Here is a 24668-nt window from a genome sequence, read left to right on the forward strand (position 1 = left end):
ACTTTTTGTCGCTCGGACAAAAAGTGACTCGCGGGCTACGCCGGCGAAACAGCCGCGCCCGCCAAGAACGATAAAGCGGCGCCCCCTAACTCCCTAGGGTTCCCCCGCAATTGACGTCCACCCTCTCACGCCTATATATTTTTATGAACATCTAGTTCATTTTTGAACATAGCCACCAACCAGCTGCAAACATGCCCCTCAAAATCGGAATCAACGGCGCCGGCATCGGCGGCCTCGCCGCCGCCATCGCACTACGCAAACTCGGCCTGGACGCAATCGTCTACGAACAAGCCCCCCGCTTCGCCCGCGTCGGCGCCGACATCAACCTGACCCCCAATGCAGTGCGCGCGCTGGACGGGCTGGGCGTCGGCGAGGCTCTGCGCGAGACCGCCGCACGCCCCAGCCACCGCATCAGCCGCATGTGGGATACCGGCGCCGAGACCTCGAGGCTCCCGATGCAGGAAGAGGCCGAGCGCCGCTACGGCGCGCCGCAGCTGACCATGCACCGCGCCGACCTGATGACTGCGCTGGAAGCCGCCGTGCCGGCCGCTTGCGTGCGGCTCGGCCACCAGGCGGTGGCGATCGAGCCCGGAGCCGATGGCGCGACGCTGCGCTTTGCCAATGGCACGCACGAGCACGTCGACGTGCTGGTCGGCGCCGACGGCATCCATTCCACCGTGCGCACCGCGCTGTTCGGTAAGGAAAGCCCGATCTTCACCGGCGTGGTGGCCTATCGCGCCGTAGTGCCGGCCGAGCGCCTCGCCGGCGTGCCCAACCTGGGCGCCTTCACCAAATGGTGGGGCCCGGACGCGGCCACGCAAATCGTCACCTTCCCGCTTAACCGCGGCCGCGACATCTTTATCTTCGCCACCGTCGCGCAGGAAGCCTGGCGCCATGAATCGTGGACCACGCCGGGCCGCGTGGCAGACCTGCGCAGCGCCTATGCCGGCTTCCATGCCGAGGCGCGCGCGCTGCTCGATGCCTGCGACGAGGTGCTGATCTCCGCGCTGTACGTGCGCGATCCGCTGCCGGCGTGGTCAGCAGGCCCGGTCACGCTGATGGGCGACGCCTGTCATCCGATGATGCCGTTCATGGCGCAGGGCGCCGGCATGGCGATCGAGGACGGCGTGGTGCTGGCGCGCTGCCTGGCCGAGGCCGCGCACGACGGCGCCGCCGGCGTGCCGGCCGCGCTGGCGCGCTACCAGGCCGCGCGCCACGAACGCACCAGCCGCATCCAGATCGGCTCGCGCAGCAATGCCTGGCTCAAGGAAGGCGGCAATGCCGACTGGGTGTACGATTACGACGCCTGGAACGTCGCCCTCGGCTGAAGCCGCGGGCCGCGTTTCACCGAAGCACGGCCGCCTGCGCGGCCGTTTTCCATGGATTGCCAACGCCAAGATGCCCAAGTCCCCCACGCCGACCGAACCCGACCTCGACGACAGCGCCGCGCCTGAAGACACCCGCGAGGCCCAGCTGGTGTCGCCGGTCATCCGCGGCCTGCGCTTGCTGCGCTTTATCGCCGAAGGCGGCGCCACCGCCAACCTGAGCGAGGTCGGCCGCCGCATCGACGTGAACCGGGTCACCGTGATGCGGCTGCTGGATACGCTCGAGCATGAAGGCATGGTCGAGCGGCTGCCGCAGGGCGGCCACCAGGTCGGCTTCAATTTCCTGAAGCTGGCCTCGCGCGTGCTGGCCTCGAACGACCTGACCAGCTTTGCCGGGCGCGTGCTGGCCCGCCTCAGTACATCGCTGCAGCTGTCGGCCTACCTTGCGGTGCGCGATGGCGGCGCTGCGCTCTACCTGCTGCGGCAGATGCCGGCGGCCGCGCTGGTCAGCAATATCCAGGTGGGCAGCCGCGTCGCCGCGCACCTGACCACGCCCGGCCGGATGCTGATCGCCGAACTGCCCCCTGAGACGCTGCGCGAATTGCTGGGGCCGGATCCGCTGCCGACCGTCACCGGGCAGAGCCCGGCCACCCACGCGCGGCTGGCCGAGATCCTGGCCGCCGACCGCGAACGCGGCTGCGCATGGAGTTTCTCCGCCTACGAACCGGGCATCGATTCGTGCGCGGCACCGGTGCGCGGCGCCGACGGCGCGGTGATCGCCGCCATCAGCGTGGCCGGGCCGCAGCAGCGCTTTGAAGCCGATGGCGCGCTGCGCGAGCGCGTGGCGAAGGAAGTGAGGCAGGCCGCGCGCGACCTGTCGGGGCTGCTGGGATACCGCGGCGCCGCTACTCCGCAGTGATCCCGTATTGGCGGATCAGCCTGGCCCAGGTCGCGGTTTTTCCTCGCGGATGCGGGTCTCGAGCGCCTGCGGCGTGCTGCCCACCGGCTCCATGCCCTGGCGCTGCAGTTCGGTGCGCACCGCGGGCGTGGCCAGCAGCGCGCGCACCTCGGCGCCGAGCGCATCGGCCGCGGGCTGCGGCGTAGCCCTGGGCACCAGCAGGGCATACCAGGAACTGACCTCGATGCCGGGCACGCCCTGTTCGGCCAGCGAGGGCACGCCGGGCGCGGCCGGTGAGCGCTTCGACTGCGTCACCGCCAGCGCGCGCAGCGCGCCGGACTGGATGAACGGCGCCAGCGTCGGCCATGTGCCGAACAGCATCGGCACCTGCCCGCCCACCACGTCGTTGAGCGCCTGCGTGGTGCCCTTGTAGGGCACGTGCAGCAGCGTGATGCCGGCCCGGTTGCGGAACAGTTCGCCGGCCAGATGCAGGCCGCTGCCGACGCCGGGGCTGGCATAGCCGAGCGGCTTGCCCGCCTGGTCGGCCTGCCTTGCCAGCTTGATCAGGTCCTGCACCGAGTTCGCCGGCACCGACGGATGCACCGCCAGCACATTGGGCGAGCCCGCCAGCAGCGACACCGGCCGGAAATCGCGCTCGACGCTGTAGCTCAGCGCGGGCATCAGCGTCGGGTTGATGGTCAGGTTGCCGGCGGGGGCCACCAGCAGCGTGCAGCCGTCGCCCGGCGCACGCCGCACGGCGTCGATGCCGATATTGCCGTTGGCGCCGGGCTTGTTATCGACCACGAAGGGCGTGCCGCGGCGCTGCTGCAGCCCGTGCGCGAGCGTGCGCGCCAGCTGGTCGGCCGGGCCGCCCGCCGGAAACGGCACCACGATGCGCACATTGGCGCAAGCGGCCGCCTGCGCGGCCTGCCATGGCAGGCACACCGCCAGCGCCGCGGTCAGCGCCGTGCCGGCCAGCCATTGCCGCCGCAGCGGCGGCCGGTTCGGTTGTTTGCGTTGCTGCATCTTGATTTTCCTCGGATGACGGGCGGCACCCTGCCCTCAGGCGAACGGCCTGGGCACCTCCGGCCGGTAGTCGAGCAGGCGCGACAGCTCGGCCGCGGCGCGCCTGACCTGTTCCACCATGTGGTCGAGCTGGTCCGGCTCGATGCGCGCGGCCGGGATGGTGGCGCCCAGCGCCGCCACCACCTTGCCGCTGCGATCACGCACCGGCGCCGCGATGGTGGAGATGCTGGCCTCGAAAAAGCCTTCGTGCAGCACATAGCCGCGCTGGCGGTCGCGCTGGACCATCTCGTACAGCTCTCCGACGGTGCGCGGCGTGCTTTCGGAATAGACCTCGAGGCGCTCTTCCGGATAGAGCGCGCGCAACTCGGCCAGCGACAGGTCTTCCAGCAGCACGCGCCCCAGCACGGTGGCATGCGCGGGCAGCCGGGTGCCGACATTGACCGTGCTGGCAAACGGGCGCGACGCCACCGACTTGGCCACGTAGACAATGGAGCGCCCGTCGCGCACCACCAGGTTGCACGGGTAGTGGATCTCGTCGCGCAGCCGGTCCAGCAGCGGCCGGCCCAGCTCGGTCAGCTCGAGCGAGGCCAGGTAGTCAAAGCCCAGGCGCAGCACCGCCATGCCGAGCCTGAACTCGCGCCCGCCGTCGGTGCGCTCGACGAAACCCATCATTTCCAGCGTGGCCAGCAGCCGGAACACCGTCGAGCGCGGCACCTTGAGCCGGCGCGCCAGTTCGGCGGCCGACAGGGTGCGCTCGCGGCTGCTGAATTCGCCGAGCAGGCGCAGGCCGCGCTCCAGTCCGGGCACGATGTACTTGTCCTGCGCGCTTTCGGGCGCGCCCTCCTGGCCGCTTTCCTGCGTCGCTTCCTGCGGCGAATCGGTCGTCATGGTCTGTCTCTGCAATAGTCGGTCTTGGCGCAACGCTCTCATATATCACGCCCGCACCCGTTAGGGTACCCGTATTGCGGACAGCCTCTGCCAGCCAGCCGCTAGGCCCCCTGGCGCAGGTAGTCGCGCAGCCACGCCGCGCACTGTTCGCCATGCGCCGCGGGCCAGCGCACCACCACGGTCTCGTCGCGGCGGCGCAGTTCGACGCAAATGTCGGAATGGGGCCTGCGCGCGAACAGGCGCGACCACAGTCCCGCGCGGACTGGCGGCGGCAGCACCGCATCGCCGTTGGCCACCGCCGCCGCTGCGACGGCAGCGGCTTGCGGCGCGGGCCCCGGCATGGCCACCGGCTCGGGCGCAGGCTGCGCAACTTGCGGCGACAGCCGCGCCAGCAGGTTGGCGCCGAACTCGTCCCACATCCGGTCGGCCTTGGTCTTCATCACGCTCAGTCCGAAGGTGCCCAGCCGGCCCAGCACATCCACCTGCACCTTGATGCGCAGTTGCGTGCCGCCATCGTCCAGCGCCGTCAGGAACAGTTCGCTCGACTGCCGCAGCGAGCTGGCCACCGAGGCGTCCTCGCCGGTGCCCTCGGTGCGCAGGTAATGCGGCGCGCGCGTCTCGACGATCTTCGTATGCAGCCGGAAGCGCGCGTTGATAAAGGCGATCTTGACCGCCATGTGCGCGATGTACTCGACATCGCTCAGCACCTCGATCGATGCCATGCCGGGCACGCACGCGCCCATCACGTTGGGGTCGAGCAGCAGCGCCCACACGCGCGCCGGCGGCGCCGCGGTGACCAGGGTCTTTTCAATTTCCACGCATTTTCTCCGCGGCGGACAGGACCGATTCGACGATGCCGACATAGCCGGTGCAGCGGCACAGGTTGCCGTTCAGGCCGTGGCGGACCTCTTCCTCGGTCGGGTTGGGATTGTTGGCGAGCAGCGCGCACGAAGCCATCAGGAAACCGGGGGTGCAATAGCCGCACTGCAGCCCGCCATGGTCCATGAAGCACTGCTGCAGCGGATGCAGCTGGCCGTCGGCGGCCAGTCCCTCCACCGTCATCACATGGCGCCCGCGCGCCTGCACCGCCAGCATCAGGCAGGACTTGACCACTTCGCCGTCGACCAGCACCGAGCACGCGCCGCAGATGCCGGTCTCGCAACCGCGCTTGGTGCCGGTCAGGTTGAGGTCGTCGCGCAGCAGGTCGGCAAGCAGGCGCCGCGCCGGCACCTCCACCTGATGTTCTTCGCCGTTGACGGTGAGTTCGATACTGACTTGGTTCATGGGGACTCCTTACTCCGATGCCACGCCGAACACCTCGGCGATGGTGCGGCGCGCGATCACCCGCACCATCTCGCGCCGGTACGCCGCGGACCCGCGCGCGTCCGACACCGCGTTGATATCCGCGGCGACGATGGCGGCGGCTTGCGCGGCCAGGTCCGCCGTCACGTTGTTGCCGGCCAGCATTGCCTCGGCGCGGCGCAGCCGGGCCGGGACCGGCGTGGACGCGCCCACCGCCAGTCGGGCCTCGATGCAGAACGCGCCCTCGCGACGCACTGCCAGCGCCACGCTGGCCAGCGGGCGGTGCTCGGCGGCCGTGCGCAGGAAGCGGGCATAGCGGCCATCGGCTCCGGCAGCCGGCGCGGGCAGGCGGATCTGCGTGACGATCTCATCCGGCGCCAGAGCCGTGACGTAGTAGTCGACCAGAAAGTCTTCGAGGCCGATCACGCGCTCGCCGCCGCGGCCGCTGACCACGACCTGCGCGCCCAGCGCCATCAGGCAGCCGGGCGGATCGGTGGCCGGGTCGGCATAGCAGAGGTTGCCGCCGAGCGTGCCCTGGTTGCGCACCTGCGGATTGGCCACGCGCGCGGCCATGCTGGCCAGCATCGGATAGTGCGCCTGCACCAGCGGCGAGCGCGCGACCTCGGCGTGCAGCGCCAGCGCGCCAATGCGCAGACCCTCGCGCGCATCGAAGGTGATGCCGCGCAGCGCGTCGAGCCGGCCCAGCGAGACCAGGTGGCTCGGCGTCAGCATGCGCTGGCGCATGCCGAGCATCAGCGCGGTGCCGCCGGCAAAGATGCGGCAGCTGTCGCCCAGGTCGGCCAGCATCTGGCTGGCCTCGGCCACGGTGGCCGGCTCAAGAAAGGCAAAGTCACGCACTGGCGGCCTCCGTTTTATTTAGTTCGCGCAGGCCCGCCAACACCTTCTCCGGCGTGATCGGCAGCGACTGGATGCGCACGCCGACGGCATCGAAGACGGCATTGGCAATCGCCGCCGCGCCCGGCAGGATCGCGGTCTCGCTGGCGCCCTTGGCGCCGTAGGGGCCGTTGGGATCGTTCGACTCGACCACGTCGGTGCGCAGCATCGGCACCGCGTCGGCGGTCGGCATGGTGTAGTCGGCAAAGTTGCCGTTCATCAGGCGGCCATCCTCGTATTGCAGGTTCTCGTACAGGGTCCAGCCGATCGCCTGCACGGTGGCGCCATGGGTCTGGCCATGCACGGCGAGCGGATTGATGGCCTTGCCGCAGTCGTCGGCGACAAAGCTGTCGATCACGGTGACCTGGCCGGTGCTGGTATCGACCTCCACCTCCACCGCCTGCGCCGCGAACGAATGCGCGGGCGCGACGTTGCCGTAGTAATCGGCATCGTGCATCACCGTTGGCGCGTCGTAGCTGGCGCGCACGTGGATGCCCTCGCCGCCGTGGCGGAAGATATGCAGGCGCGCGATCTCGGCCAGCGTGGCGGACTGGCCGGGCTGCCCCGGCACGCCAATGCGGCCATCGGCGATCACCAGCTGCTGCGCGTCCACCCCGAGCTTTTCCGCCGCGAGCGCGAGCAGCTTCTGCCGCGCCTCGCGCGCCGCGCGCAGTACCGCGTTGCCGGAGATAATGGTCACGCGCGACGCCAGCGAGCCCAGGCAGAACGGCGCGGTATCGGTATCGGGCGCCATCACGGTAACGTGCGACAGCGGTATGCCCAGTTCCTGCGCGCAGATCTGGCTGAGCATGGTATTGGCGCCCTGCCCCATGTCGCACTCGCTGGTCTGCAGCATCACGCGGCCGTCCTCGTTCATCTTGAGCAAGATGGTCGAGCCGTCCCAGTTGCCCAGCGTGCGGTTGCCGCTGACATGCATCGCCGCGGCAATGCCGACGCCGCGCCGGCGCGTGCCGGTGCCGCGCGGCGCCGCGCGCTTTTCGTCCCAGCCGATGGCCCGGCGCGTCATGTCGAGGCATTCGGCCATGCCGGTGCTGCTGATCTTCCAGCCATGCACGCTGGTCTCGCCGGCGCCGATGGCATTGCGCTTGTGCACTTCGATCGGGTCGATGCCCAGCATGCCGGCCAGCACGGTCAGGTGGCAGTTCAGCGGAAACTGCATCTGCTGCCCGCCGAAGCCGCGGAAGGCGCCGCGCGGCGGGTTGTTGGTATAGGCCATCACCGCGTGCGAGCGCACGTTCTGTATGCGGTGCATGTTGTCGCTGCGCATGGCGGTAACGTGCATCACATCCCCGGCAAGTCCGGAGTAGGCGCCGCACTCGGCCGTGATGCGCACGTCCTTGGCCAGGATCACGCCGTCGGCGGACAGGCCCAGGCGCAGCCACACCTGCATCGGCACGCTGGCGCGCGCCCCCTGGAAGTCTTCCAGCCGGTTGTTGACCAGCCGCACCGGACGCTCCAGCCGGCTGGCCAGGTAAGCGCAGATCAGGCTGTTGTTTTCCTCGACGATCTTGGCGCCGAAGCCGCCGCCGGTGGTGGCCTGCACCACGCGGAGGCTCGACACCGGCCGGTCCAGCGCCTCGGCCAGCCGCGCCCGCGCCAGGAACACTGACTGCGTCGACGCCCACACCGTGAGCCGGCCGTTGCCGTCCTGCGCCGCGACCGACGCCATCGGCTCGAGATAGCCCGGGTACTGCGAATGCATGTCGTAGGTGGCTTCGTACACCGCGGCGCAGGCCGCGAACGCGGCATCGACGTCGCCGCGCACGATGCGCATTTCATGGCCGATATTGCGCGTGCCGGCGTGGATCTCGGGCGCGCCCTCCGCCAGGGCCGCGGCCGGCGTCAGCAGTGCGGGCAGGACCTCGTACTCGACGTGGATCAGGTCCAGCGCATCGCGCGCGATTTCCTCGCTGGCCGCCACCACCGCGGCCACTTCCTCGCCGACATGGCGCACCACGCCGCAGGCCAGGATGCGCTGCTCCTTGCGGTGCGGGCCCCAGTGGCGAGCGGGCACGTCGTACCCGGTCGCCACCAGCTTCACGCCTGGCAGTGCCTTCGCGGCGGTCGTGTCGATGCGCACGATGCGTGCGTGCGGGTGCGGGCTGCGCAGCACCTTGGCGTGCAGCATGCCGGGCAGCTTGAGGTCGCCGGCATACTGCGCGCGGCCCATGACCTTTTCCCGCGCGGTCACCTGCGGCGTGGACGCGCCCACGATGGCCTTGCTCATGCCGGCCTCCTGACTGTCGTTGTTCATGGGGTGTGACGGCGATGCGATGGCGCTGGCGCGGGTCATTCCGCGGTGATCGCCAGGTCGCGGATCACCTTGCCCAGGCGCTCGTAGTCGGCCGCGTTGACCTTCTCCAGCGCGGCCGGTGCGCCGCCCACGGGCGTGGCGCCGAACGTCGCCATCTTGTCGGCCACGTCGGGCAGGCGCAGCACGTCGTTGAGCTGCTGGTTCAGCACCTTGACCACCTCGGGCGGCGTGCCCTTGGGCGCCATCACGCCGTGCCACGCGCCGACCACCACGTCCTTGTAGCCCAACTCGGCCAGCGTCGGCACGTTGGGCAGCAGCGGCGAGCGCCGGGCATCGGTGATCGCCAGCGCGATCAGCCGGCCGGTATTGAGGTACTGCGCCACCGGGCCAAGCGTGACGTAGGCAAAGTTCACATGTCCCGCCACCACGTCGTTGACCGCCGGCGCCACGCCCTTGTAGGGCACGTGCTGGATCTTCACGCCTGCGGCGCGATTGAGCATCTCGCCGGCGACGTGCATCGGCGAACCGGCGCCCGGGCTGCCATAGGTCAGCGCCTTGCCGCCCCTGGCCGCCGCCACCATCTCGCCCACGGTCTTGACGCCCGCCTGCGGGTTGGCCACCAGCAGCACCGCCTGCACCGCGGTCTGGATCACCGGCGTGAAGCCGTGCAGAGGGTCATAGCTGGCCGACGGCGCCAGCTTGAGCACCATCGGCGCCAGCGTGAACGGGTTGGGCGTGTACAGCAGCGTATAGCCGTCCGTCGGCGCGCGGCTGACGAACGCGGCGCCAACCACGCCACCGGCGCCGGGTCGGTTTTCGACGATGACCGGCTGCTTTAGGCGGGCCGACAGCTTGTCGGCGTAGAGCCTGGCCATGGCGTCGGTGTCGCCGCCGGGCGGGTAGGCCACCACCATGGTCACGGTCTTGGCCGGATAGGCGGCGGTGGCCAGCGCACTGCCGGCGGCCAGCGCAAGCGCGGCCATGGCCGTGGCGGCGACGAAACCGGCAAGGGGGCGTTGGGGACGTTGTCTCATCTACAGCTCCTGTGGGGGCGCACTCGCGACGCCGGCGTGGCGGTCAGCACGTCGCGAAAACACGGTTGGCTCGCGTTACAACTCTATTCGGTTGTTTTATTGGTAAAACGTTGATCCCATCAGGGAACACAAACATCGTAGGTCGCGTAAGTTGACAACTCAACTTACGTTAAATACCAATTGACTAACAACCATTTATTAGGGTCATTCTGCATTCACCGGGTGGAGATACGATGGCGGCATTGGCAAGCGCCTGTGAGACAATCTGCCCCGCCCACCGGCCACGCATCCTGGCCGGCAGACCAGACCAAGAGGAACGCATGTCCCGTGATGCCGCGCCCGCCCACGGCAAGCCCGCGCCCGCCACCACCCCCGCCGACAACACCAGCCCCTGGACCGACCTCGACGAGGCCGGCAGCGGCCTGACCGTTGATAACTTCCTGACCACGATGCTGAGCCAGTTGGTGACCGCGCTGCGCAGCACGGTCACCAAGCCTTATGCGGAACAGTTCGGCCTGACCGTGCCGGAATGGCGCATCCTGGCGCTGCTGGCGCATGCGCGCGCGTTGCCGTTTGCCGAACTGGTGACGCAATCAACCTCGGACAAGGCGCTGGTGAGCCGCACGCTGCGGCTGCTGGAAGACCGCGGGCTGGTGCAACTGGCCTCGGCCGGCAACACGCCGCGCAAGAAGCTGCTGTGCGAGATCACCGAAGCCGGCACCGCGCTGCATGACCAGGTGATGCCGCTGGCGCGGCGCGGCCAGGCGGAGGTGATCCGCCAACTGTCGCCGCAGGAGCGCGAGGCGGTGTACCAGGGGCTGCGCAAGCTGCTGCGCGCGCAGGCCTGACCGCGGCGGCTTCAGTGGCGCGCCGCCACGCTCTGACGCTGGTATGTCGCCAGGGTCTGCCGCATGGCGTCGCGCACGGCAGCCACCGAGCGGTTGTCGTCATCCCCCTTGCGGGTCACCAGCGACAGGGTCAGCACCGGCGCCGAACGGCCCAGCCGCACCAGCCGCACCGGGTAGTTCTGCAGCAGCGTCGGATCGGGCCCCTGCAGGATCGATACGCCAAGCCCCGCGCTGACCATCGCCACGATCGCCGGCGCGCTGTCGAATTCCAGCGTGCCGCGGATTCCGGACACATGCGTGTGCACATATTGCGCCGCCATCGCCCCTGACACGGTATTGCGGTCATAGCGGATCCAGTCGTACTGCCGGAACAGCGCGGCCGCGTTGGGCTCGGTCGCGCCCGGGGGCGCGATCAGCACCAGTTCGCGGCGCATCATCGGCGTCCAGCGCAGCCGCGCCGAACCGCCGGCCACGGGCTGCGCCACCAGCGCCGCATCGATATCGCCAGCCTTGACCGACGCCGTCAGCGTGCTGCTGCGTCCGCGCACCAGGCGCAGTTCCAGCCGGGGATGGCGCTCGCGCACGTAGCGCACCAGCCCGGGCAGCACGACCGGCTGCAGCGACTCGATCACTCCCAGCCGCACCACCCCCTCCACCACCAGCCCGCCGCCGGCGCGCAGCGCCTCCAGGTCCTGCAACGCCCGCCGCATGGTGTCGGCCACTTCGTGCGCCAGTTGGTTGGGCCGCGCCTGCAGACCAGAGCGGTCGAACAGGGGCTTGCCGAGGTACTGCTCCAGCTGCTTCATCTGCATGCTGACGGCGCTGGGCGTGACGTTGGCCTGGCGCGCGGCCCCGGCGAAGGAACCGGTTTGCAGCACGCTCTCGAGCGTACGGAAGGTTTCTATCTTCATCAAAAATTCTTATCAGGCAACTCAAATAAGTTCGCTTTTCTAATCATAGGCGACCTCGCTAGACTGGGCTCATCCGATTGAGAACGACCCCTGCAAGACGCAGAACACGGAGGAGCCCGGAACATGTCAGTCATCGCCGCATCGCCACGCCCCGTCGCCTGGACCGCCCAGCAAGCCCGCGAGGACCGCTCGTGGATCCTGCGCATGAGCGAAACGGAGATCCAGGGAATGCGCGACGCGCTCAGCCACGCCAAGGCGCTGGACAAGCCGCTGCTGGAGATGCAGCAGGCGGACTTCCCGCTCAACGATGCCGCGCGCGCCGTGCTCCAGCGCGCCATCGACATCACCCAGCGCGGCTGGGGGATGTGCCTGGTCAAGGGCTTCCCGGTCGACGAATGGACCGAGGAAGAATCGCGCCTGGCCTACTGGGGCATGAGCCTGTACATGGGCGTCGGCCGCACCCAGAACCGGGCCAGCCAGTTCATGAACGACGTGCGCAATGAAGGCGGCGAATACAAGGTCAAGGGCGGCCGCGGGTACAACACCAACGCCGGCCTGGATTTCCACCAGGACTCCTGCGACGTGGTCGGCCTGCTGTGCCGGCGCACCGCGCGCGCGGGCGGCACCAGCAAGGTGATCAGTTCGATCGCACTGCATGACGAAGTCCAGCGCCGCCGCCCCGACCTGATTCCGGTGCTCAAGGGTTCCTTCTTCCACAGCTACCAGGGCACCCAGGATCCCAGCCAGCCACCGTACTACCGCTGCCCGGTCTTCGGCAGCCATCCCGAGTATTTCTCGGCGCGCGCCAACCGCAAGAACACCGACGCCGCCCAGCGCGATTTTGCCGAACTGCCGCGCCTGACGCCGGCCCAGGTCGAAGCGCTGGACTTGCTCGACGAGCTGATGCCGAGCGAGCTGCTGTGCTTCACCATGGAACTGGAACAGGGCGACCTGCAATTGCTGAACAACTACGTCACGCTGCATTCGCGCACGCCGTTCGAGGACTTTGACGAGCCGGACCGCAAGCGCCACCTGTTCCGCCTGTGGCTGTCCGTGCCCGGCTCGCAACCGCTGCCTGATGACTGGAAGGAGTACTACGGCGACGTGCGTGCCGGATCGGTGCGCGGCGGCGTGCGCGGCAGTGAGATCACGCAGGCGTTCCTGGACTACGAGAAACGCCAGGCGGCCGCGCTCGGCATGCTGTTCGAGCCCTGGCGTCCCCAGGTGCGCCAGGAAGACATGGCGCGCATCCTGGCCGGACAGGCGGCCAGGGCCGCGGCGGGAGCCACCGCATGAACGGCGGCGGCACGCCTTCCCCCTCACTGAAGCAGCGGCTGCGCCGGCCCGAGCCGTTGCTGGCGCCCGGCGTCTACGACGCCCTCAGCGCGCTGCTGGCCGAGCAGGCCGGCTTCGAGGCACTGTACCTGTCGGGGGGCGCGGTTGCCTACACGCTGCTGGGCCGCTCCGACGTCGGGCTGACCACGGCCACCGAGACCGCCGATGTGCTGGCGCGCATCACCGACCGCGTATCGCTGCCCGTGATCGTCGACGGCGACACCGGCTACGGCAACGCGCTCAACACACAGCGCACGGTACGCGCGTTCGAGCGCGCCGGCGCGGCGATGATCCAGCTCGAGGACCAGGGCTTTCCCAAGCGTTGCGGCCACCTCGCGGGCAAGTCGCTGGTTCCCGTCCGGGAGATGTGTGGCAAGCTGCGTGCCGCACTCGACGCGCGCCATAGCCCGGACACGCTGATCCTGGCGCGCACCGACGCCGTTGCCGTCGAAGGTCTCGACGCCGCCATCGAGCGCGCCGAAGCCTACCTGGCCTGCGGCGTCGATGGGCTGTTTATCGAGGCCGTGGTTTCCGCCGCTGACATGGACCGCGTCTGCGGGCGCTTCTCCGCGCGCGTGCCGCTGCTGGCCAATATGGTCGAGGGCGGCAAGACCCCGATCCAGAGCGCGGCCGAACTGGGCGCGCGCGGCTACCGCATCGTGATCTACCCGGGCGGCACCGTGCGTTTCGCCTCGCACCAGCTGCAGCGCTACTTCGCCGGTCTGAAGGCGGACGGCAGCACCCGCGCCTTCAAGCAGGAGATGAACGACTTCGATGCATTGAACCGGCTGCTCGGCACGCCCCAATTGCTCGACGCCGGCCGCCGCTACGCCGACGGCGACTGACGTTGGGCACCACGCCATTGCCGGCGCCAGCCCGACGCCCCTTGACGGACTTGCCCCGCCGCAGGCGATTCGCAAGCCGCTTTGACGATGCCCCCATCGTCCAGAAACATAAGCAGAGAAACGGAGACAACCGATGCAACGACGCGAATTCCTCGCGCTGCTGGCGGCCAGCGCGATGCTGCCCGGTGGCGCTCAGGCCGCCCCAGCCGTGACCAGGCTGCTGGTCGGCGCCACGCCCGGCGGCGGCACCGACCTGGTGGCACGGGCGCTTGCCGCCGAACTCGAGCAGCGCCTGAAACACACTTATATCGTCGAGAACCGCGGCGGCGCGGCCGGCAACATCGCGGCGACCGCCGTAGCCAAGGGCGACCCCGATGGCGGCACGCTGCTGCTCTGCTATACCAGCCACGCCATCAATCCGGCCTTGTTCGACAAGAAGCCGTTCGACCCGATCAAGGACTTCACGCCGATCTCGCTGATCGCCACCTCGCCGCTGCTGCTGGTGTCGCGCCCGGACCTGGGCGCGAACAATGTGCGCGAGCTGGTCGCGCTGGCCAAATCCCGGCCCGGCAAGCTCAGCATCGCCGTCGCGGGTCTTGGCAGCGCCAACCACCTGGCCGGAGAGATGTTCAAGCAGGAGGCGGGCATCGACCTCGTCAGCGTGCCGTACAAGGGCGCTGCCCCCGCGATCGCCGACGTGGTCGCCGGGCAGGCCGACTTGCTGCTGGGCAACGTCGCCACCGTGCAGCCGCTGCTGCATGCCGGCAAGGTCAAGGGCCTGGGCGTCAGCAGCCTGAAGCGCCTGCCCGCGTTCCCGCAGATCGCGCCCATCGCCGAGGTGGTGCCAAATTTCGACTACAGCTCGTGGTATGGCCTGCTGGGGCCGGCCGGCATGCCGGCCGACGTGGTGGCACAGCTGGAACAGGCGGTGCGTGCGGCGGTCGCTTCGCCGGCAATGCGCAAGCGCCTGGCCTCGGAGGGACTGGTGCCGGTGGGCAACGATGCGGCCCGCTTCACGCAGTTCCTGCAGGCGGAAATCGCGCGCTGGAGCAAGGTGGTGGCGGTCACGGGCACGCGCATGAACTGAGCGCCCCGCGCAAGAAAAAAAGGGCCGCGCCGGATCGCGGCGCAACCCTGTCACGAGAGCACGGGACCCGCAAGCGCCCGTTCAGACCTCCAGTTCTTCCAGCACCCGCCCCTTGGTCTCGATGCCGAGGCAATGCACGGTGACGGCCGCCAGCGCCGGCACCACCGACAGCGCAAAGAAGGCAAAGCTGAGGTCGCCGCTGCCGATGGTGCTGGCGATCAGCCCCGGCGCGAAGATAGCCGCCAGCTTCAGCCATGCGCCGCCCAGGCCGCAGCCCATGGCGCGCACGCTGGTCGGATACAGCTCCGGCGTATAGACATAGGCCGTGATGAAGCCGCTGGCCAGGAAACCCAGCGCCAGCGCGCACAGGGTCGCGACCACATACACGTTGGCGGCATGGAACACCCCCGCCAGCACCAGCGACAGCGCGCACAGCAGGAACGACACGTTGATCACCGGCTTGCGCCCGACCTTATCGACGATCATGGCGCAGACCAGCGACCCCACCACGCCCAGCACCGAGGCCCCGGCGGCCAGGTTCAGCGCCAGCTGCAGCGGCGCATGGTAGACAGTCTTGTAGACCGTCGGCAGCCAGGTCGACAACCCGTACTGGATAAAGCCGCAGGTGGCCCACAGCATCCACACCGCCAGCGTGCGGCCGAGATAGGCCTTGCTGACGAGGTCGCGCACGCGCCGGCGCGGGTGCTGGCCCATGCGTTCGTAGGCGCTGGCATCAGCCGGAGGCGGCAACGGCGTGCGGGCGCGCGCCTCGAACGCGCGCAGCGCGGCATCGGCCTCTTCCAGCCGGCCCTTCTCCGCCAGCCAGCGCGGCGATTCCGGAATCACGCGACGCAGGATGAAGAACAGCACCAGCGGCGCGGCGCCGATGAAGTACATGACTTCCCAGCCGTAGTGCGGCACCAGCCAGGCACCGATGCCGTTGGACACCATCAGCCCGATCGGGAATACCACTTCGTACAGCAGCACGAAGCGCCCGCGCCCATGGGCGCGCGTGACTTCGTTGATATAGGTCGCGGCCACCGGCAGTTCGCCGCCAAGTCCCAGGCCCTGCACGATACGCAACAACGCGAAGATCTCGAACGACGGGGCAAAGCCGCACGCCAGGCTCATCAGGCCGATGATGCCCGCGCTCCAGCCGATCGAGCGCAAGCGCCCGAAGCGCTCGGCCAGCCCCGGGAACAGCAGCGCCCCGACCAGCTGGCCGACCGAAGGCGCGGCGATCAGGAAGCCGATCTGGCCTGGCGTGAGCGACCACTGCGCGATCAGCAGCGGCAGCGTCGCGGCGATGGCGATCACGTCAAAGCCGTCGAAGAAGGTGGCCAGGCCGATCAGCAGCCGGGCCCGCACATGCATGGCGTTGCCGGGCATGCGCTCGATGCGGGCCACGATGTTGCCGCGCGTGAGCGGGCCGCGGCGCGCGCTCGCCGCGCTCTGGCCGGCGCTGTCCGCCGCGGTGACGATACCTGCGGTGGCGGCCACCGGTGCGCCGGGGGACGCTGCGTCTTGTCTCTGGGTTAGCACGGGACTTCTCGGTTTGAGTCTTTGGGGGTTTCTCCCCTCTCCCGCTTGCGGGAGAGGGGAGAAAACACTCGGGGAACTGGCCTACCAATCCAGGCCTACAAATCCAGTACCAGCTTGCCGCCCTTGCACCCCGACACGCACACCATCATGGTCTTGTTGCTGGCGCGCTCGCTGTTGCTGAGCACGCTGTCGCGGTGGTCGGGGCAGCCTTCCAGCACGGCGGTCTCGCACGAGCCGCACACGCCTTCGCGGCAGCTGTATTCGACTTCCACGCCGGAGTCGAGCAGCGCGTCGAGCAGCGACTTGCCCGACGGCACCCTGACCAGCGAGCCGGTGCGCGACAGCTGCACCACGTATTCGCCTTCCTGCACCGCCTCGGTCGACGGATCTGCGGCAAAGCGCTCGATATGGACATTGGCGTAGGCATGCGCCGCGCAGGCGGCCTCGAACGCATTCAGCATTGGCCCGGGGCCGCAGCAGTAGAAGTGGGTCTGTGCGTCCAGTCCGCCGAGCAGGGCCTTCAGGTCTGGCGGCGCCCCCGCTTCGTCGTCGAAATGGAAGCGCACCGCGTCGCCGTAGGCCGACAGCGCTTCGACGAACGCCGCCTCGGGACGCGAACGCGCGCAGTAGATCAGCGTGAACGACTTGCCCAGCTCGGCCAGCCGGCGCGCCATGCAGACGATCGGGGTGACGCCGATGCCGCCGGCGACCAGCACGGTATGCGCGGCGCTCTCGTCCAGTTCGAAGTTGTTGCGCGGCGCGCCCACGGTCAGCGTGGCGCCCACGCGCAACTGCTCGTGCACGTAGCGCGAGCCGCCGCGGCTGCCGCGGTCCAGCAGCACGCCCACGGTGTAGCGGGTGCGCGTTTCCGGCGCGCCGCACAGCGAGTAGCTGCGCACCAGGCCGTTGCCCAGGTGCAGGTCGATATGGGCACCCGGGCTGTACTCGGGCAGGGTCTTCCCTTCGGGGTCTTGCAGTTCGATGCTGACCACGCCGCGCGCTTCGTAGCGCATGGCCTGGACCCGCAGGGTCAGGGACTGGTGGGCACTCATTGCTGCTTCCTTCTGTTGCGCTGCTGCTTACCGCTTCTCGGTCAGGAACTTGCCTGCCGGGCCACCGGCGTTCTTCTGGCGGCGCGTGTTGCCGTCGATACCGCCCTCGATCGCCCATTCGGCAAACATGGTCGGGCCCGGCTCGAAGGCGCGCGGCTCCCAGTGTTCGTCGAGCTGGTCTTCGTCGGCGTAGTACTCGATCAGGCCGCCAGCCGGGTTCTTGAAGTACCAGAAGTACGCGGAAGAAATCGGATGCCGGCCCGGGCCAAGCTGCGTGTCCCAGCCCTTGCGCGACACGTGCATGCCGCCGCCGAACACCTCATGGATATCGCGCACGGTGAAGGCGACATGGTTGAGGCCGCTCTTCGGTTCCGGCAGCTGCAGCAGGAACAGGTCATGGTGGCCGCCGTCCGGCGCGCAGCGCAGGAACGCGCCGCGGTCCGGATAGCGGTCGGACGGCACGAAGCCGAACTTCTCCACATAGAACTGCTCGGTGGCCTTGACGTCCTTGACGAAGAACACCACGTGGCCGACTTCGATCGGCGTGGCGTGGTCGTAGATCGGGCTGCGCTGGTTCATGCGCGGCTTGTCGTTCCAGGTGTTCATCAGCGCGCATTCGACCTGCACCTCGTGCTTGCGCGTGACCTGGAAACGCACCGCCAGGCCGTTCGGATCGGTGCAGCCGATGCGCAGCGTGGCGCCTTCGCCTTGCCTGACGAAACCCGGCGCATCGGCGATCGCGTCGGCCAGACGATCGAGCGATGCCTGCGATTCGACCCCCCACACCACTTCGCGCAGCGTCGGGCCGGACTCGATCGCGGGCGGCAGCGAGGGATCGTCGATGCGGCGCACCAGCACGCGGCATCCGTTCAGCGTTTCGAAGTCCAGGCCCTGCGCGTCATCGCGCTTGATGGCCAGGCCCCAGTCAGTGAAGAAACCGCGGCAGGCGTCGAAGTCATCCGCGCCGTACACGATCTCGTCGATTCCCAATACCTTGATCATGGCTTCTCTCCAGCTTGCCGGGTTCAGTGGTTGGCCCACGGCAGCGGTTGTTCGTTCAGGCCCCAGTACACGCTTTTCTGCTCCATGTACTGCAGGATGCCCAGTCGTCCCTTCTCGCGGCCCAGGCCGCTGTCGCGCCAGCCGCCGAACGGCGTCGCGATCGAGAATTGCTTGTAGGTGTTGATCCACACATTGCCCGCCTGCACCGCGCGGGCCACGCGCCAGGCGCGCTTGTAGTCGCGCGTCCAGATGCCGGCGGCGAGCGCGTACACGCTGTCGTTGGCCTGCGCGATCAGGTCGTCCTCGTCGTCGAACGGGATCGCCACCAACACCGGCCCGAAGATCTCTTCCTGGCAGATGCGGGCGTGGTTATCCAGGCCCTCGATGATGGTCGGCGTGTAGAAATAGCCATTTGGCAGCCCGGCCACGTCGGGGCGCACGCCGCCGCTGCGCAGTTGCCCGCCTTCGTCCACGCCCGCCGCGACATACGATTCGATCGAATCGCGATGGCGGTCGGTGATCAGCGGCCCCATCTGCGTGCGTTCGTCGGCGGGATCGCCCACGCGCAGCTGCGCCGCGCCGTGCGCCAGCCGGTCCATGAAGGCCTCGTACTGCGAACGCGCCACGAACAGGCGCGAACCGGCGATGCACGATTCGCCCGACGAGCTGAAGATGCCGTACAGCACGCCGTTGACCGCGTGGTCCAGGTCGGCATCGTCGAACACCATGGTCGGCGACTTGCCGCCCAGCTCCAGCGACACCGGCATCATCTTGTCGGCGGCGATATGGGCGATGTGCTTGCCGGTGGTGGTGCCGCCGGTGAACGACACGCGCCGCACCAGCGGATGCTTGGTGATGGCGTCGCCGATCACCGAGCCCTTGCCGGGCAGCACGCTGATCAGGCCCTTGGGCACGCCGGCTTCCTCGCAGATGCGCGCCAGCTCCAGCGCCATCAGCGGCGTGACCTCGGCAGGCTTGACCACCACGGCGTTGCCGGCTGCGAGCGCGGGCGCCATCTTCTGCGCCTCGCTGGCGATCGGCGAATTCCACGGCGTGATCGCCGCGACCACGCCCATGGGCTCGTAGACGCTCATGGTGAGGCAGTCGCCGCGCTGCGGGGTGATGGTCTCTTCCAGCGTCTCGCAAGCCGCTGCAAAGAACTGGAAGGTGCCAGCGGCGCTGGCCACCAGCGCGCGCGTCTCGCTGATGGGCTTGCCGTTGTCCAGGCGCTGACGCTGCGCCAGCTGCTCGCCCTTGGCGCGGATCAGCTCGGCCACGCGGTACAGCACGGCGGCGCGCTCGTGGGGCTTGCGTTGCGCCCAGCCGCTGGTGAGGAAAGCGTGGTGAGCGCCCTGCACGGCTTCTTCCACGTCAGCCAGGCTGGCGGCGTTGAGCTCGGCGACGACTTCGCCGGTGGCGGGGTAGCGCGTGCCGTAGCGGTCGCCGGTCCCCAGGCGCCATTCGCCCGCGATGCAGATGGGGAGTACTTCTTGGTGTTTCATGTCGTTGCCTGCTAAGTCTGTCTTTGCCTGCGGGATCTTGCTGCGGTGTCCTGTTGCGACGGCATTCTCAAATGCTGCTGCGGAACCCCCTCTCCCGCTTGCGGGAGAGGGGAGCAAACCGCCAGCGATCGTTAGCGCCCTGTCCTTCCAATCAAATCGATACCGCGTGCGCCCGGTTCCCCAGCGCCCGCACCACGCTGAACACCGTCAGCGCCGAGGTCTTCGGGTTCGCCGCCAGCGGCTTGCCACGCATGGTCAGCTCAAACCCGCCAAACGCCCCGCGCGCTTCTACGTGATGCACGTTCTCCACCGCATGCGGATCGGCCAGCAGCTTTACCGAAGTACGGTCCAGCCCGAGGCCGGCCAGCGACACCGTGGCGGCGACGTTGGCGTTCTTCGGGTACAGGCGCGCGGCGTCGCGCGCGGTGCCTTCGAAGATCACCGTGGTCTCGGTCAGCGCGTCCAGGTCGAACAACTGCTCGGCCGGCGTGCCGGTCCAGGCGCGCGCAGGCTTGCGGCCGGTGTAGATGACCTCGTCAAGCCCGCCGACGCGGGCGGCGGCGAGCGCATCGATGGCGCCGATCGCGCCCGACAGCAACTGCACCTGCGTGCCGCCGCGGCGTGCCGCGGCTTCCAGCCGCTCGGCCATGCCCGGTTCGGACAGCGCGCCCACCGACACCACCATACACGGAATGCCACGCTCCAGCGCCGGCACGATGTGCTCTTCCAGCGCATGGTGGCCGGCGCACTCGACCAGCAGGTCGGGCCGCTGGTCATCCAGGTGCGTGGCGACGCGCGCTCGCGGCGCCAGCGCGGAGACCGCGCCGCGAGCCTCGTCCATCGTGTGCTCGGGCACGATCACCACGTCAAACACCACGTCCGGATCGCTCTTGAGCAATTCCAGCACGCCGCGGCCGATCGCGCCGCAGCCAACCATGGACACATGCAGCATCGCGGGTCTCCCTCAGGCCGTGACAGTGGTTTGCTCGCGCGCCGGCTCTTCGTCCTTGTTCACCGGGGGGCCGGCGAAGATGGTCTTGAAGGAACCGATCGACAGCATGTCGATTTCGAGCAGGAACGGGCCGGACTCGGAGCTGGCCGCTTCCAGTGCGGCGCCGACCTCGGCCAGGTTGCTGACGCGGGCGTGGCGCAGCGACAGCGACTTCGCCAGCGTGGCGTAGTCCGGCGTATGCAGGTCCACATAGTGGCGGCGGCCGCCGTACTGCGCGTCCTGGATGTTCTTGATCACGCCGTAGCCCTTGTCGTTCATCAGCACGATCACCATGTCGGCGCGTTCCTGCACCGCGGTGGCCAGCTCGCCCAGGTTCAGGATGAAACCGCCGTCGCCGGCCAGCGTGAAGGTCTTCTTGCCCGAGCCGGTGGCGGCAGCGCCGATCGCGGCGCCGATGCCCATCGCCAGGCCCTGCCCGATGCCGCCGCCCAGCGCATGCACGCCGGCACGCGAGTCGAAGATGCGCAGCTGGCGGTTGCCCCAGGTGCTGTTCGACACGGTCACGTCGCGCACCCAGTTGAAGTTGCGGCCGACCGCGCCCTGCAGCGCCTGCACCAGCGCCGAGTACGGGCCGAGCCCATCGACCAGGCCGCTGACGGCGGTGTCGTGCGCGCGGCGCAGGTCGGCGGCGAAGGCCGGGTCGACCTGCATGCGCTGCTCGAGCCGGTCGGCCAGCGCATCCAGCGCCAGCGCTGCGTCGCCGCTGACAAAGTAGTCGCTCATGTAGCAACGGCCTTCGGCGGCGGGATCGGCATCGATGCGCAGCAGCGGTCGCGGCAGCTTCAGCTCGTACTTCAGGGTTTCATTGCCGCGCAGTCGCGAGCCCACCACCAGCATCGCGTCGCAGGTCTGGTAGAACGCCTCGACCGGCTTGTGCAGGTTGAACGCGCCCAGCGAGCGCGGATCGTCCTCCGGCACGATGCCGCGGCCCTGCGTGCTGGTGACCACTCCAAAGCCCAGGTCCAGCAGGCGCTGCACCTGCTTGCTGGCATGGCGCGCGCCGCCGCCCAGCCACAGCAGCGGGCGCCGGGCCTTGGCCAGGCGCTCGGCCAGCGCATCCAGTGCGTGCGGCGACGGCACGTGCCGCGGCACCGGCAGCGGCTGCAGGTCGACCGGCATGTCGATCAGCGCGGCCTGGATGTCGATCGGGATCTCCACGCTGACCGGGCCGGTCGGCGCCGTCAGCGCGGTCTGCACCGCCAGCTTGATGGTGCTGATCGCGGTGTCGGCGCTGCGGATGCGGAAGGCGGCCTTCGACACGGCCTTCAGCATGGTGAGCTGGTCCGGCGCTTCGTGGATGTAGGCCAGGCTCTGGTCCAGGTACGGGGTCTCGATCTGGCCGGTGATATGGAGCATCGGCGTGCCGGCGGTCAGTGCCTCGACCATGGCGCCGGCGGCATTGCCCGCGGCGGTGCCGGTGCTGGTCAGGCACACGCCCAGGCCGCCGGTGGTGCGCGCATAGGCGTCGGCCATGTTGGTGCCGCCCGCCTCGCCGCGCGCCGGCACGAAGCGGATCTGGCCGCGCTCGCCCATGGCATCCAGGATCGGCATGTTGTGGATCGAGATCACGCCGAAGGCGGCCTTGACCCCACATTGCTCGAGGAAGGCAGTGATGGCGCAGCCGACGGTGACCTGCTGTGGTTCGTACTGGTGTTGATTAGGCATGACGGGAGTGTCCTCCGGAGATATCGATATGGCTGCCCGTGGTGTACGAAGACAACGGCGAGGCAAGGAACAGGATGGCGCGGGCTGCCTCGACCGGCAGGCCCAGGCGGCCAAGTGGAATATGTTTCTGCTGGGCCAGGCGCGCGGTCCACGCGGCCCAGTCCAGGTGACGGTCTTCTTCGGGACGCGCCTCGAAGCGGCGGCGCCATTGGCCCGATTCAACCAGCCCGATCAGGATGCCGTTGACGCGCACACCCTTGGGCGCGAACTCGGTGGCCATCGAGCGCACCAGATTCAGCACGCCGGCGCGCGCGGCGGAAGTGGCCACCATGTGCGGCTCCGGCTGCTGTGCCAGCAGGGAGTTGACGCAGACGATGGCGCCCTGGCCGGACTGCTCGAGCTGCGGCAGGAACGCGCGCGTCGGGTGGATCACCGAGAAGAACTTGAGCTGCAGCTCGTCCATCCAGGCCGCGTCCTCGGTATTGGCGAAGGTGGAAACGCGGCCCTGGCCGGCGTTGTTGACCAGCATGGCGACGTTGCCGAACCTGCCCTGCACGTCGGCGGCAAAGGCGGCGACCTGCTCCGGCCTGAGCACGTCGCAGGTGGCGGCATGAAGCCGGCAGCCCGGGAACTGCTCGCGCAATCGCGCTTCGGCGCTGCGCAGGCGGGCTTCGTCGCGGCCGCACAGGGCGACGGCGGCGCCCGCTTCGAGCAGCAGCTCGACGGTCGCCAGCCCGATGCCGGAGGACCCGCCGGTAACGACGGCAACCTTGCCGCCGAGATCAATCATGGACATTGTCCTCACTCCCGATACAGATTGACGACCTTGCCGGCGCTGTGCAGCGACGGCCGGTAGTCGAGCAGGCGCGACAGCTCGCCCGCGCTATCCCTGACTTTCTCCACCATCGCGTCCAGCTGCTCCGGGTCGATGTGCGCGGCGGGGATGGTCGCGCCCAGCGCCGCCACCACCTTGCCGGTGCGGTCGCGCACCGGTGCCGCGATGGTCGAGATACTCGATTCGAAAAAACCTTCCTGCAGCACGTAGCCGCGCTCGCGGTCGCGCTGGACGATGGCGAAGAGCGCATCGGCCGTGCGCGGCGTGCTGTCGGAGAACACTTCGAGCTGCGCCTCCGGATACAGCGCGCGCAGTTCCGCCAGCGTCAGGTCCTCCAGCAGCACCCGGCCCAGCACCGTCGCATGCGCCGGCAAACGCGTGCCGACGTTGACCGAGCTGGCGAAGGGGCGCGGCGACACCGCCTTGGCCACGTAGACGATCGAGCGACCGTCGCGCACCACCAGGTTGGTCGGGTAGCCGATTTCGTCGCGCAGCCGCTCCAGCAGCGGTCGGCCCAGCTCGGTCAGCTCCAGCGAAGCCAGGTACTCGAACCCGAGCCGCAGCACCGCCATCCCCAGCCGGAAATCGCGGCCGCCATCGGCGCGCTCGACAAAGCCCAGCATTTCCAGCGTGGCCAGCAGGCGGAACACGGTGGAACGCGGCACCTTGAGGCGGCGCGCCAGTTCCGCGGCCGACATGGTGCGGTCCTTGCTGCTGAACTCGCCGAGCAGGCGCAGCCCGCGCTCCAGGCCCGGGACGATGTACTTGTCCGGGGTCTCGTTGGCGGCCGGCGTGGTCGGGATGGCGTGGGTGCTCATGGTCGGTGCGTGCGGTCGGGCCGAGGGCGCATCAGCGCTTGATCTTCGACAGCGGGTGCTCGGGCGGGTAGGTCGGCGTGATCGGCTTTTGGGCGCCGAGCATCACGCACATCAGCGCGTCTTCGTCGCCGATATTGATTTCCTCGCGGTACACGCCCGGCGGCACCGAGACCAGGTCGCGGTCGGTCAGGATGGTCTCGAAGCGCTCGCCGTCCTTTTCCAGGATCAGCTTGATCTTGCCGCGCATGACGAAGAACACCTCTTCCACGTCGGTGTGGATATGCGACGGGCCTTCATGGCCGGCCGGGATGATCATCGTGGAGAAGGTGAAGTGCTCCGACGGCACGGTGTTGGTGTCGGCGGCCACGCCGGTGCCGCCGGTACCCAGGTAGCGCATCTGCGCGCGGCGGTACTTGGGGTCGTGGTCGGCCTGGAACTTCAGCGCGTCCCAGTCGTACTTGCGCGTGGAGAAGCGCGCGACGCGGCTTTCCATCCACTGGTCGAACGAGGCGCCCTCCGGCTGGTCCCAGGAACGCTTGATGTTCTGTTGTTGGGAAAGATCGCTCATTTGG

Annotated in this window: 22 protein-coding genes and 1 pseudogene; 6 read left to right on the forward strand and 17 right to left on the reverse strand. The window is 69.0% G+C overall.

From position 1 onward, the window contains the following. The first annotated feature begins 191 nt into the window (after window positions 1-191). A complete protein-coding gene (locus E5S69_RS30695; protein WP_171518087.1) occupies window positions 192-1328 on the forward strand; it encodes an FAD-dependent monooxygenase in 1137 nt (378 codons plus the stop codon). A 70-nt stretch (window positions 1329-1398) separates the two neighbouring features. After that, window positions 1399-2244 (forward strand): IclR family transcriptional regulator, encoded by an 846-nt coding sequence (locus E5S69_RS30700; protein WP_171518088.1) that lies wholly within the window; start codon window positions 1399-1401, stop codon window positions 2242-2244. Here the strand turns inward: E5S69_RS30700 and E5S69_RS30705 are convergent. The 7 genes and pseudogenes from E5S69_RS30705 to E5S69_RS30735 form a co-directional block, all read right to left on the reverse strand. After that, window positions 2231-3249: pseudogene (locus tag E5S69_RS30705) on the reverse strand (Bug family tripartite tricarboxylate transporter substrate binding protein). The gene E5S69_RS30700 and the pseudogene E5S69_RS30705 overlap by 14 nt on opposite strands. Before the next feature lie 36 nt (window positions 3250-3285). After that, window positions 3286-4137, reverse strand: coding sequence for an IclR family transcriptional regulator (locus E5S69_RS30710; protein WP_171518089.1), 852 nt, complete (start codon window positions 4135-4137; stop codon window positions 3286-3288). 101 nt (window positions 4138-4238) lie between these two features. Further along, window positions 4239-4955, reverse strand: a complete 717-nt coding sequence (locus E5S69_RS30715; protein WP_171518090.1) for an SRPBCC domain-containing protein — start codon at window positions 4953-4955, stop codon at window positions 4239-4241. Then, window positions 4945-5421, reverse strand: a complete 477-nt coding sequence (locus E5S69_RS30720; protein WP_171518091.1) for a (2Fe-2S)-binding protein — start codon at window positions 5419-5421, stop codon at window positions 4945-4947. Before E5S69_RS30720 ends, E5S69_RS30715 begins: the two co-directional genes overlap by 11 nt. A 9-nt stretch (window positions 5422-5430) precedes the next feature. Then, entirely contained in the window at window positions 5431-6297 is an 867-nt protein-coding gene (locus E5S69_RS30725) for an FAD binding domain-containing protein (RefSeq protein WP_171518092.1), read from the reverse strand. Continuing rightward, window positions 6290-8581, reverse strand: a complete 2292-nt coding sequence (locus E5S69_RS30730) for a xanthine dehydrogenase family protein molybdopterin-binding subunit (RefSeq protein ID WP_171518093.1) — start codon at window positions 8579-8581, stop codon at window positions 6290-6292. The genes E5S69_RS30725 and E5S69_RS30730 overlap by 8 nt, the downstream gene beginning before the upstream one ends. A 62-nt stretch (window positions 8582-8643) precedes the next feature. Further along, window positions 8644-9642: a tripartite tricarboxylate transporter substrate binding protein gene (locus tag E5S69_RS30735; RefSeq protein ID WP_423766674.1), complete on the reverse strand. Its 999-nt coding sequence runs from the start codon at window positions 9640-9642 to the stop codon at window positions 8644-8646. Between the two features lie 320 nt (window positions 9643-9962). Between E5S69_RS30735 and E5S69_RS30740 the strand changes: the two genes are divergently transcribed. Then, the gene (locus tag E5S69_RS30740) at window positions 9963-10490 is read left to right on the forward strand and encodes a MarR family winged helix-turn-helix transcriptional regulator (protein WP_171518094.1); all 528 of its coding nucleotides are present in this window, start codon (window positions 9963-9965) and stop codon (window positions 10488-10490) included. Window positions 10491-10501: 11 nt separating this feature from the next. On the opposite strand, the gene E5S69_RS30745 is transcribed toward E5S69_RS30740, so the two are convergent. After that, a complete protein-coding gene (locus E5S69_RS30745) occupies window positions 10502-11401 on the reverse strand; it encodes a LysR family transcriptional regulator (protein ID WP_171518095.1) in 900 nt (299 codons plus the stop codon). A gap of 123 nt (window positions 11402-11524) precedes the next feature. Between E5S69_RS30745 and E5S69_RS30750 the strand changes: the two genes are divergently transcribed. From E5S69_RS30750 to E5S69_RS30760, 3 genes are all read left to right on the forward strand, one after another. Beyond that, window positions 11525-12697 (forward strand): TauD/TfdA family dioxygenase, encoded by a 1173-nt coding sequence (locus E5S69_RS30750; protein ID WP_171518096.1) that lies wholly within the window; start codon window positions 11525-11527, stop codon window positions 12695-12697. Further along, on the forward strand, window positions 12694-13581 hold the full coding sequence (locus E5S69_RS30755; RefSeq protein WP_171518097.1) for an isocitrate lyase/PEP mutase family protein: 888 nt from the start codon (window positions 12694-12696) through the stop codon (window positions 13579-13581). The genes E5S69_RS30750 and E5S69_RS30755 overlap by 4 nt, the downstream gene beginning before the upstream one ends. Window positions 13582-13714: 133 nt before the next feature. Next, window positions 13715-14668, forward strand: a complete 954-nt coding sequence (locus E5S69_RS30760) for a tripartite tricarboxylate transporter substrate binding protein (protein WP_171518098.1) — start codon at window positions 13715-13717, stop codon at window positions 14666-14668. A gap of 81 nt (window positions 14669-14749) precedes the next feature. On the opposite strand, the gene E5S69_RS30765 is transcribed toward E5S69_RS30760, so the two are convergent. The 9 genes from E5S69_RS30765 to E5S69_RS30805 all read right to left on the reverse strand — a co-directional run bounded on the left by E5S69_RS30765 (window position 14750) and on the right by E5S69_RS30805 (window position 24664). Further along, window positions 14750-16057 (reverse strand): MFS transporter, encoded by a 1308-nt coding sequence (locus E5S69_RS30765; protein ID WP_216621507.1) that lies wholly within the window; start codon window positions 16055-16057, stop codon window positions 14750-14752. 248 nt (window positions 16058-16305) lie between these two features. Beyond that, window positions 16306-17262, reverse strand: a complete 957-nt coding sequence (locus E5S69_RS30770; protein WP_171518099.1) for a PDR/VanB family oxidoreductase — start codon at window positions 17260-17262, stop codon at window positions 16306-16308. Between the two features lie 27 nt (window positions 17263-17289). Beyond that, on the reverse strand, window positions 17290-18264 hold the full coding sequence (locus E5S69_RS30775) for a VOC family protein (protein ID WP_171518100.1): 975 nt from the start codon (window positions 18262-18264) through the stop codon (window positions 17290-17292). A gap of 23 nt (window positions 18265-18287) precedes the next feature. After that, window positions 18288-19766 carry an aldehyde dehydrogenase gene (locus E5S69_RS30780; RefSeq protein ID WP_171518101.1) on the reverse strand — a complete coding sequence of 493 codons (1479 nt, stop codon included), beginning with the start codon at window positions 19764-19766 and terminating at the stop codon, window positions 18288-18290. Between the two features lie 151 nt (window positions 19767-19917). Next, the gene (locus E5S69_RS30785) at window positions 19918-20718 is read right to left on the reverse strand and encodes an aspartate dehydrogenase (RefSeq protein WP_116339255.1); all 801 of its coding nucleotides are present in this window, start codon (window positions 20716-20718) and stop codon (window positions 19918-19920) included. Between the two features lie 12 nt (window positions 20719-20730). Continuing rightward, the gene (locus E5S69_RS30790) at window positions 20731-22443 is read right to left on the reverse strand and encodes a thiamine pyrophosphate-binding protein (RefSeq protein WP_171518102.1); all 1713 of its coding nucleotides are present in this window, start codon (window positions 22441-22443) and stop codon (window positions 20731-20733) included. Then, window positions 22436-23239, reverse strand: a complete 804-nt coding sequence (locus E5S69_RS30795) for an SDR family oxidoreductase (protein WP_171518103.1) — start codon at window positions 23237-23239, stop codon at window positions 22436-22438. The genes E5S69_RS30790 and E5S69_RS30795 overlap by 8 nt, the downstream gene beginning before the upstream one ends. Before the next feature lie 5 nt (window positions 23240-23244). Beyond that, window positions 23245-24096: an IclR family transcriptional regulator gene (locus E5S69_RS30800; RefSeq protein WP_171518104.1), complete on the reverse strand. Its 852-nt coding sequence runs from the start codon at window positions 24094-24096 to the stop codon at window positions 23245-23247. 31 nt (window positions 24097-24127) lie between these two features. Then, complete coding sequence (locus tag E5S69_RS30805) at window positions 24128-24664, reverse strand: cupin domain-containing protein (RefSeq protein ID WP_171518105.1); 537 nt, start codon at window positions 24662-24664, stop codon at window positions 24128-24130. Window positions 24665-24668 lie beyond the last annotated feature (4 nt).

It is taken from the genome of Cupriavidus necator (assembly GCF_013141915.1).
Lineage (GTDB): Bacteria > Pseudomonadota > Gammaproteobacteria > Burkholderiales > Burkholderiaceae > Cupriavidus > Cupriavidus necator_B.

Excerpts from the sequence above, each read along its gene's own strand:
- E5S69_RS30695 (WP_171518087.1), top strand. The coding sequence starts at position 192 with ATGCCCCTCAAAATCGGAATCAACGGCGCCGGCATCGGCGGCCTCGCC.
- E5S69_RS30700 (WP_171518088.1), top strand. The coding sequence starts at position 1,399 with ATGCCCAAGTCCCCCACGCCGACCGAACCCGACCTCGACGACAGCGCC.
- E5S69_RS30710 (WP_171518089.1), bottom strand. The coding sequence starts at position 4,137 with ATGACGACCGATTCGCCGCAGGAAGCGACGCAGGAAAGCGGCCAGGAG.
- E5S69_RS30720 (WP_171518091.1), bottom strand. The coding sequence starts at position 5,421 with ATGAACCAAGTCAGTATCGAACTCACCGTCAACGGCGAAGAACATCAG.
- E5S69_RS30730 (WP_171518093.1), bottom strand. The coding sequence starts at position 8,581 with ATGAGCAAGGCCATCGTGGGCGCGTCCACGCCGCAGGTGACCGCGCGG.
- E5S69_RS30735 (WP_423766674.1), bottom strand. The coding sequence starts at position 9,642 with ATGAGACAACGTCCCCAACGCCCCCTTGCCGGTTTCGTCGCCGCCACG.
- E5S69_RS30740 (WP_171518094.1), top strand. The coding sequence starts at position 9,963 with ATGTCCCGTGATGCCGCGCCCGCCCACGGCAAGCCCGCGCCCGCCACC.
- E5S69_RS30745 (WP_171518095.1), bottom strand. The coding sequence starts at position 11,401 with ATGAAGATAGAAACCTTCCGTACGCTCGAGAGCGTGCTGCAAACCGGT.
- E5S69_RS30750 (WP_171518096.1), top strand. The coding sequence starts at position 11,525 with ATGTCAGTCATCGCCGCATCGCCACGCCCCGTCGCCTGGACCGCCCAG.
- E5S69_RS30755 (WP_171518097.1), top strand. The coding sequence starts at position 12,694 with ATGAACGGCGGCGGCACGCCTTCCCCCTCACTGAAGCAGCGGCTGCGC.
- E5S69_RS30760 (WP_171518098.1), top strand. The coding sequence starts at position 13,715 with ATGCAACGACGCGAATTCCTCGCGCTGCTGGCGGCCAGCGCGATGCTG.
- E5S69_RS30765 (WP_216621507.1), bottom strand. The coding sequence starts at position 16,057 with ATGCCCGGCAACGCCATGCATGTGCGGGCCCGGCTGCTGATCGGCCTG.
- E5S69_RS30770 (WP_171518099.1), bottom strand. The coding sequence starts at position 17,262 with ATGAGTGCCCACCAGTCCCTGACCCTGCGGGTCCAGGCCATGCGCTAC.
- E5S69_RS30775 (WP_171518100.1), bottom strand. The coding sequence starts at position 18,264 with ATGATCAAGGTATTGGGAATCGACGAGATCGTGTACGGCGCGGATGAC.
- E5S69_RS30780 (WP_171518101.1), bottom strand. The coding sequence starts at position 19,766 with ATGAAACACCAAGAAGTACTCCCCATCTGCATCGCGGGCGAATGGCGC.
- E5S69_RS30785 (WP_116339255.1), bottom strand. The coding sequence starts at position 20,718 with ATGCTGCATGTGTCCATGGTTGGCTGCGGCGCGATCGGCCGCGGCGTG.
- E5S69_RS30790 (WP_171518102.1), bottom strand. The coding sequence starts at position 22,443 with ATGCCTAATCAACACCAGTACGAACCACAGCAGGTCACCGTCGGCTGC.
- E5S69_RS30795 (WP_171518103.1), bottom strand. The coding sequence starts at position 23,239 with ATGTCCATGATTGATCTCGGCGGCAAGGTTGCCGTCGTTACCGGCGGG.
- E5S69_RS30800 (WP_171518104.1), bottom strand. The coding sequence starts at position 24,096 with ATGAGCACCCACGCCATCCCGACCACGCCGGCCGCCAACGAGACCCCG.
- E5S69_RS30805 (WP_171518105.1), bottom strand. The coding sequence starts at position 24,664 with ATGAGCGATCTTTCCCAACAACAGAACATCAAGCGTTCCTGGGACCAG.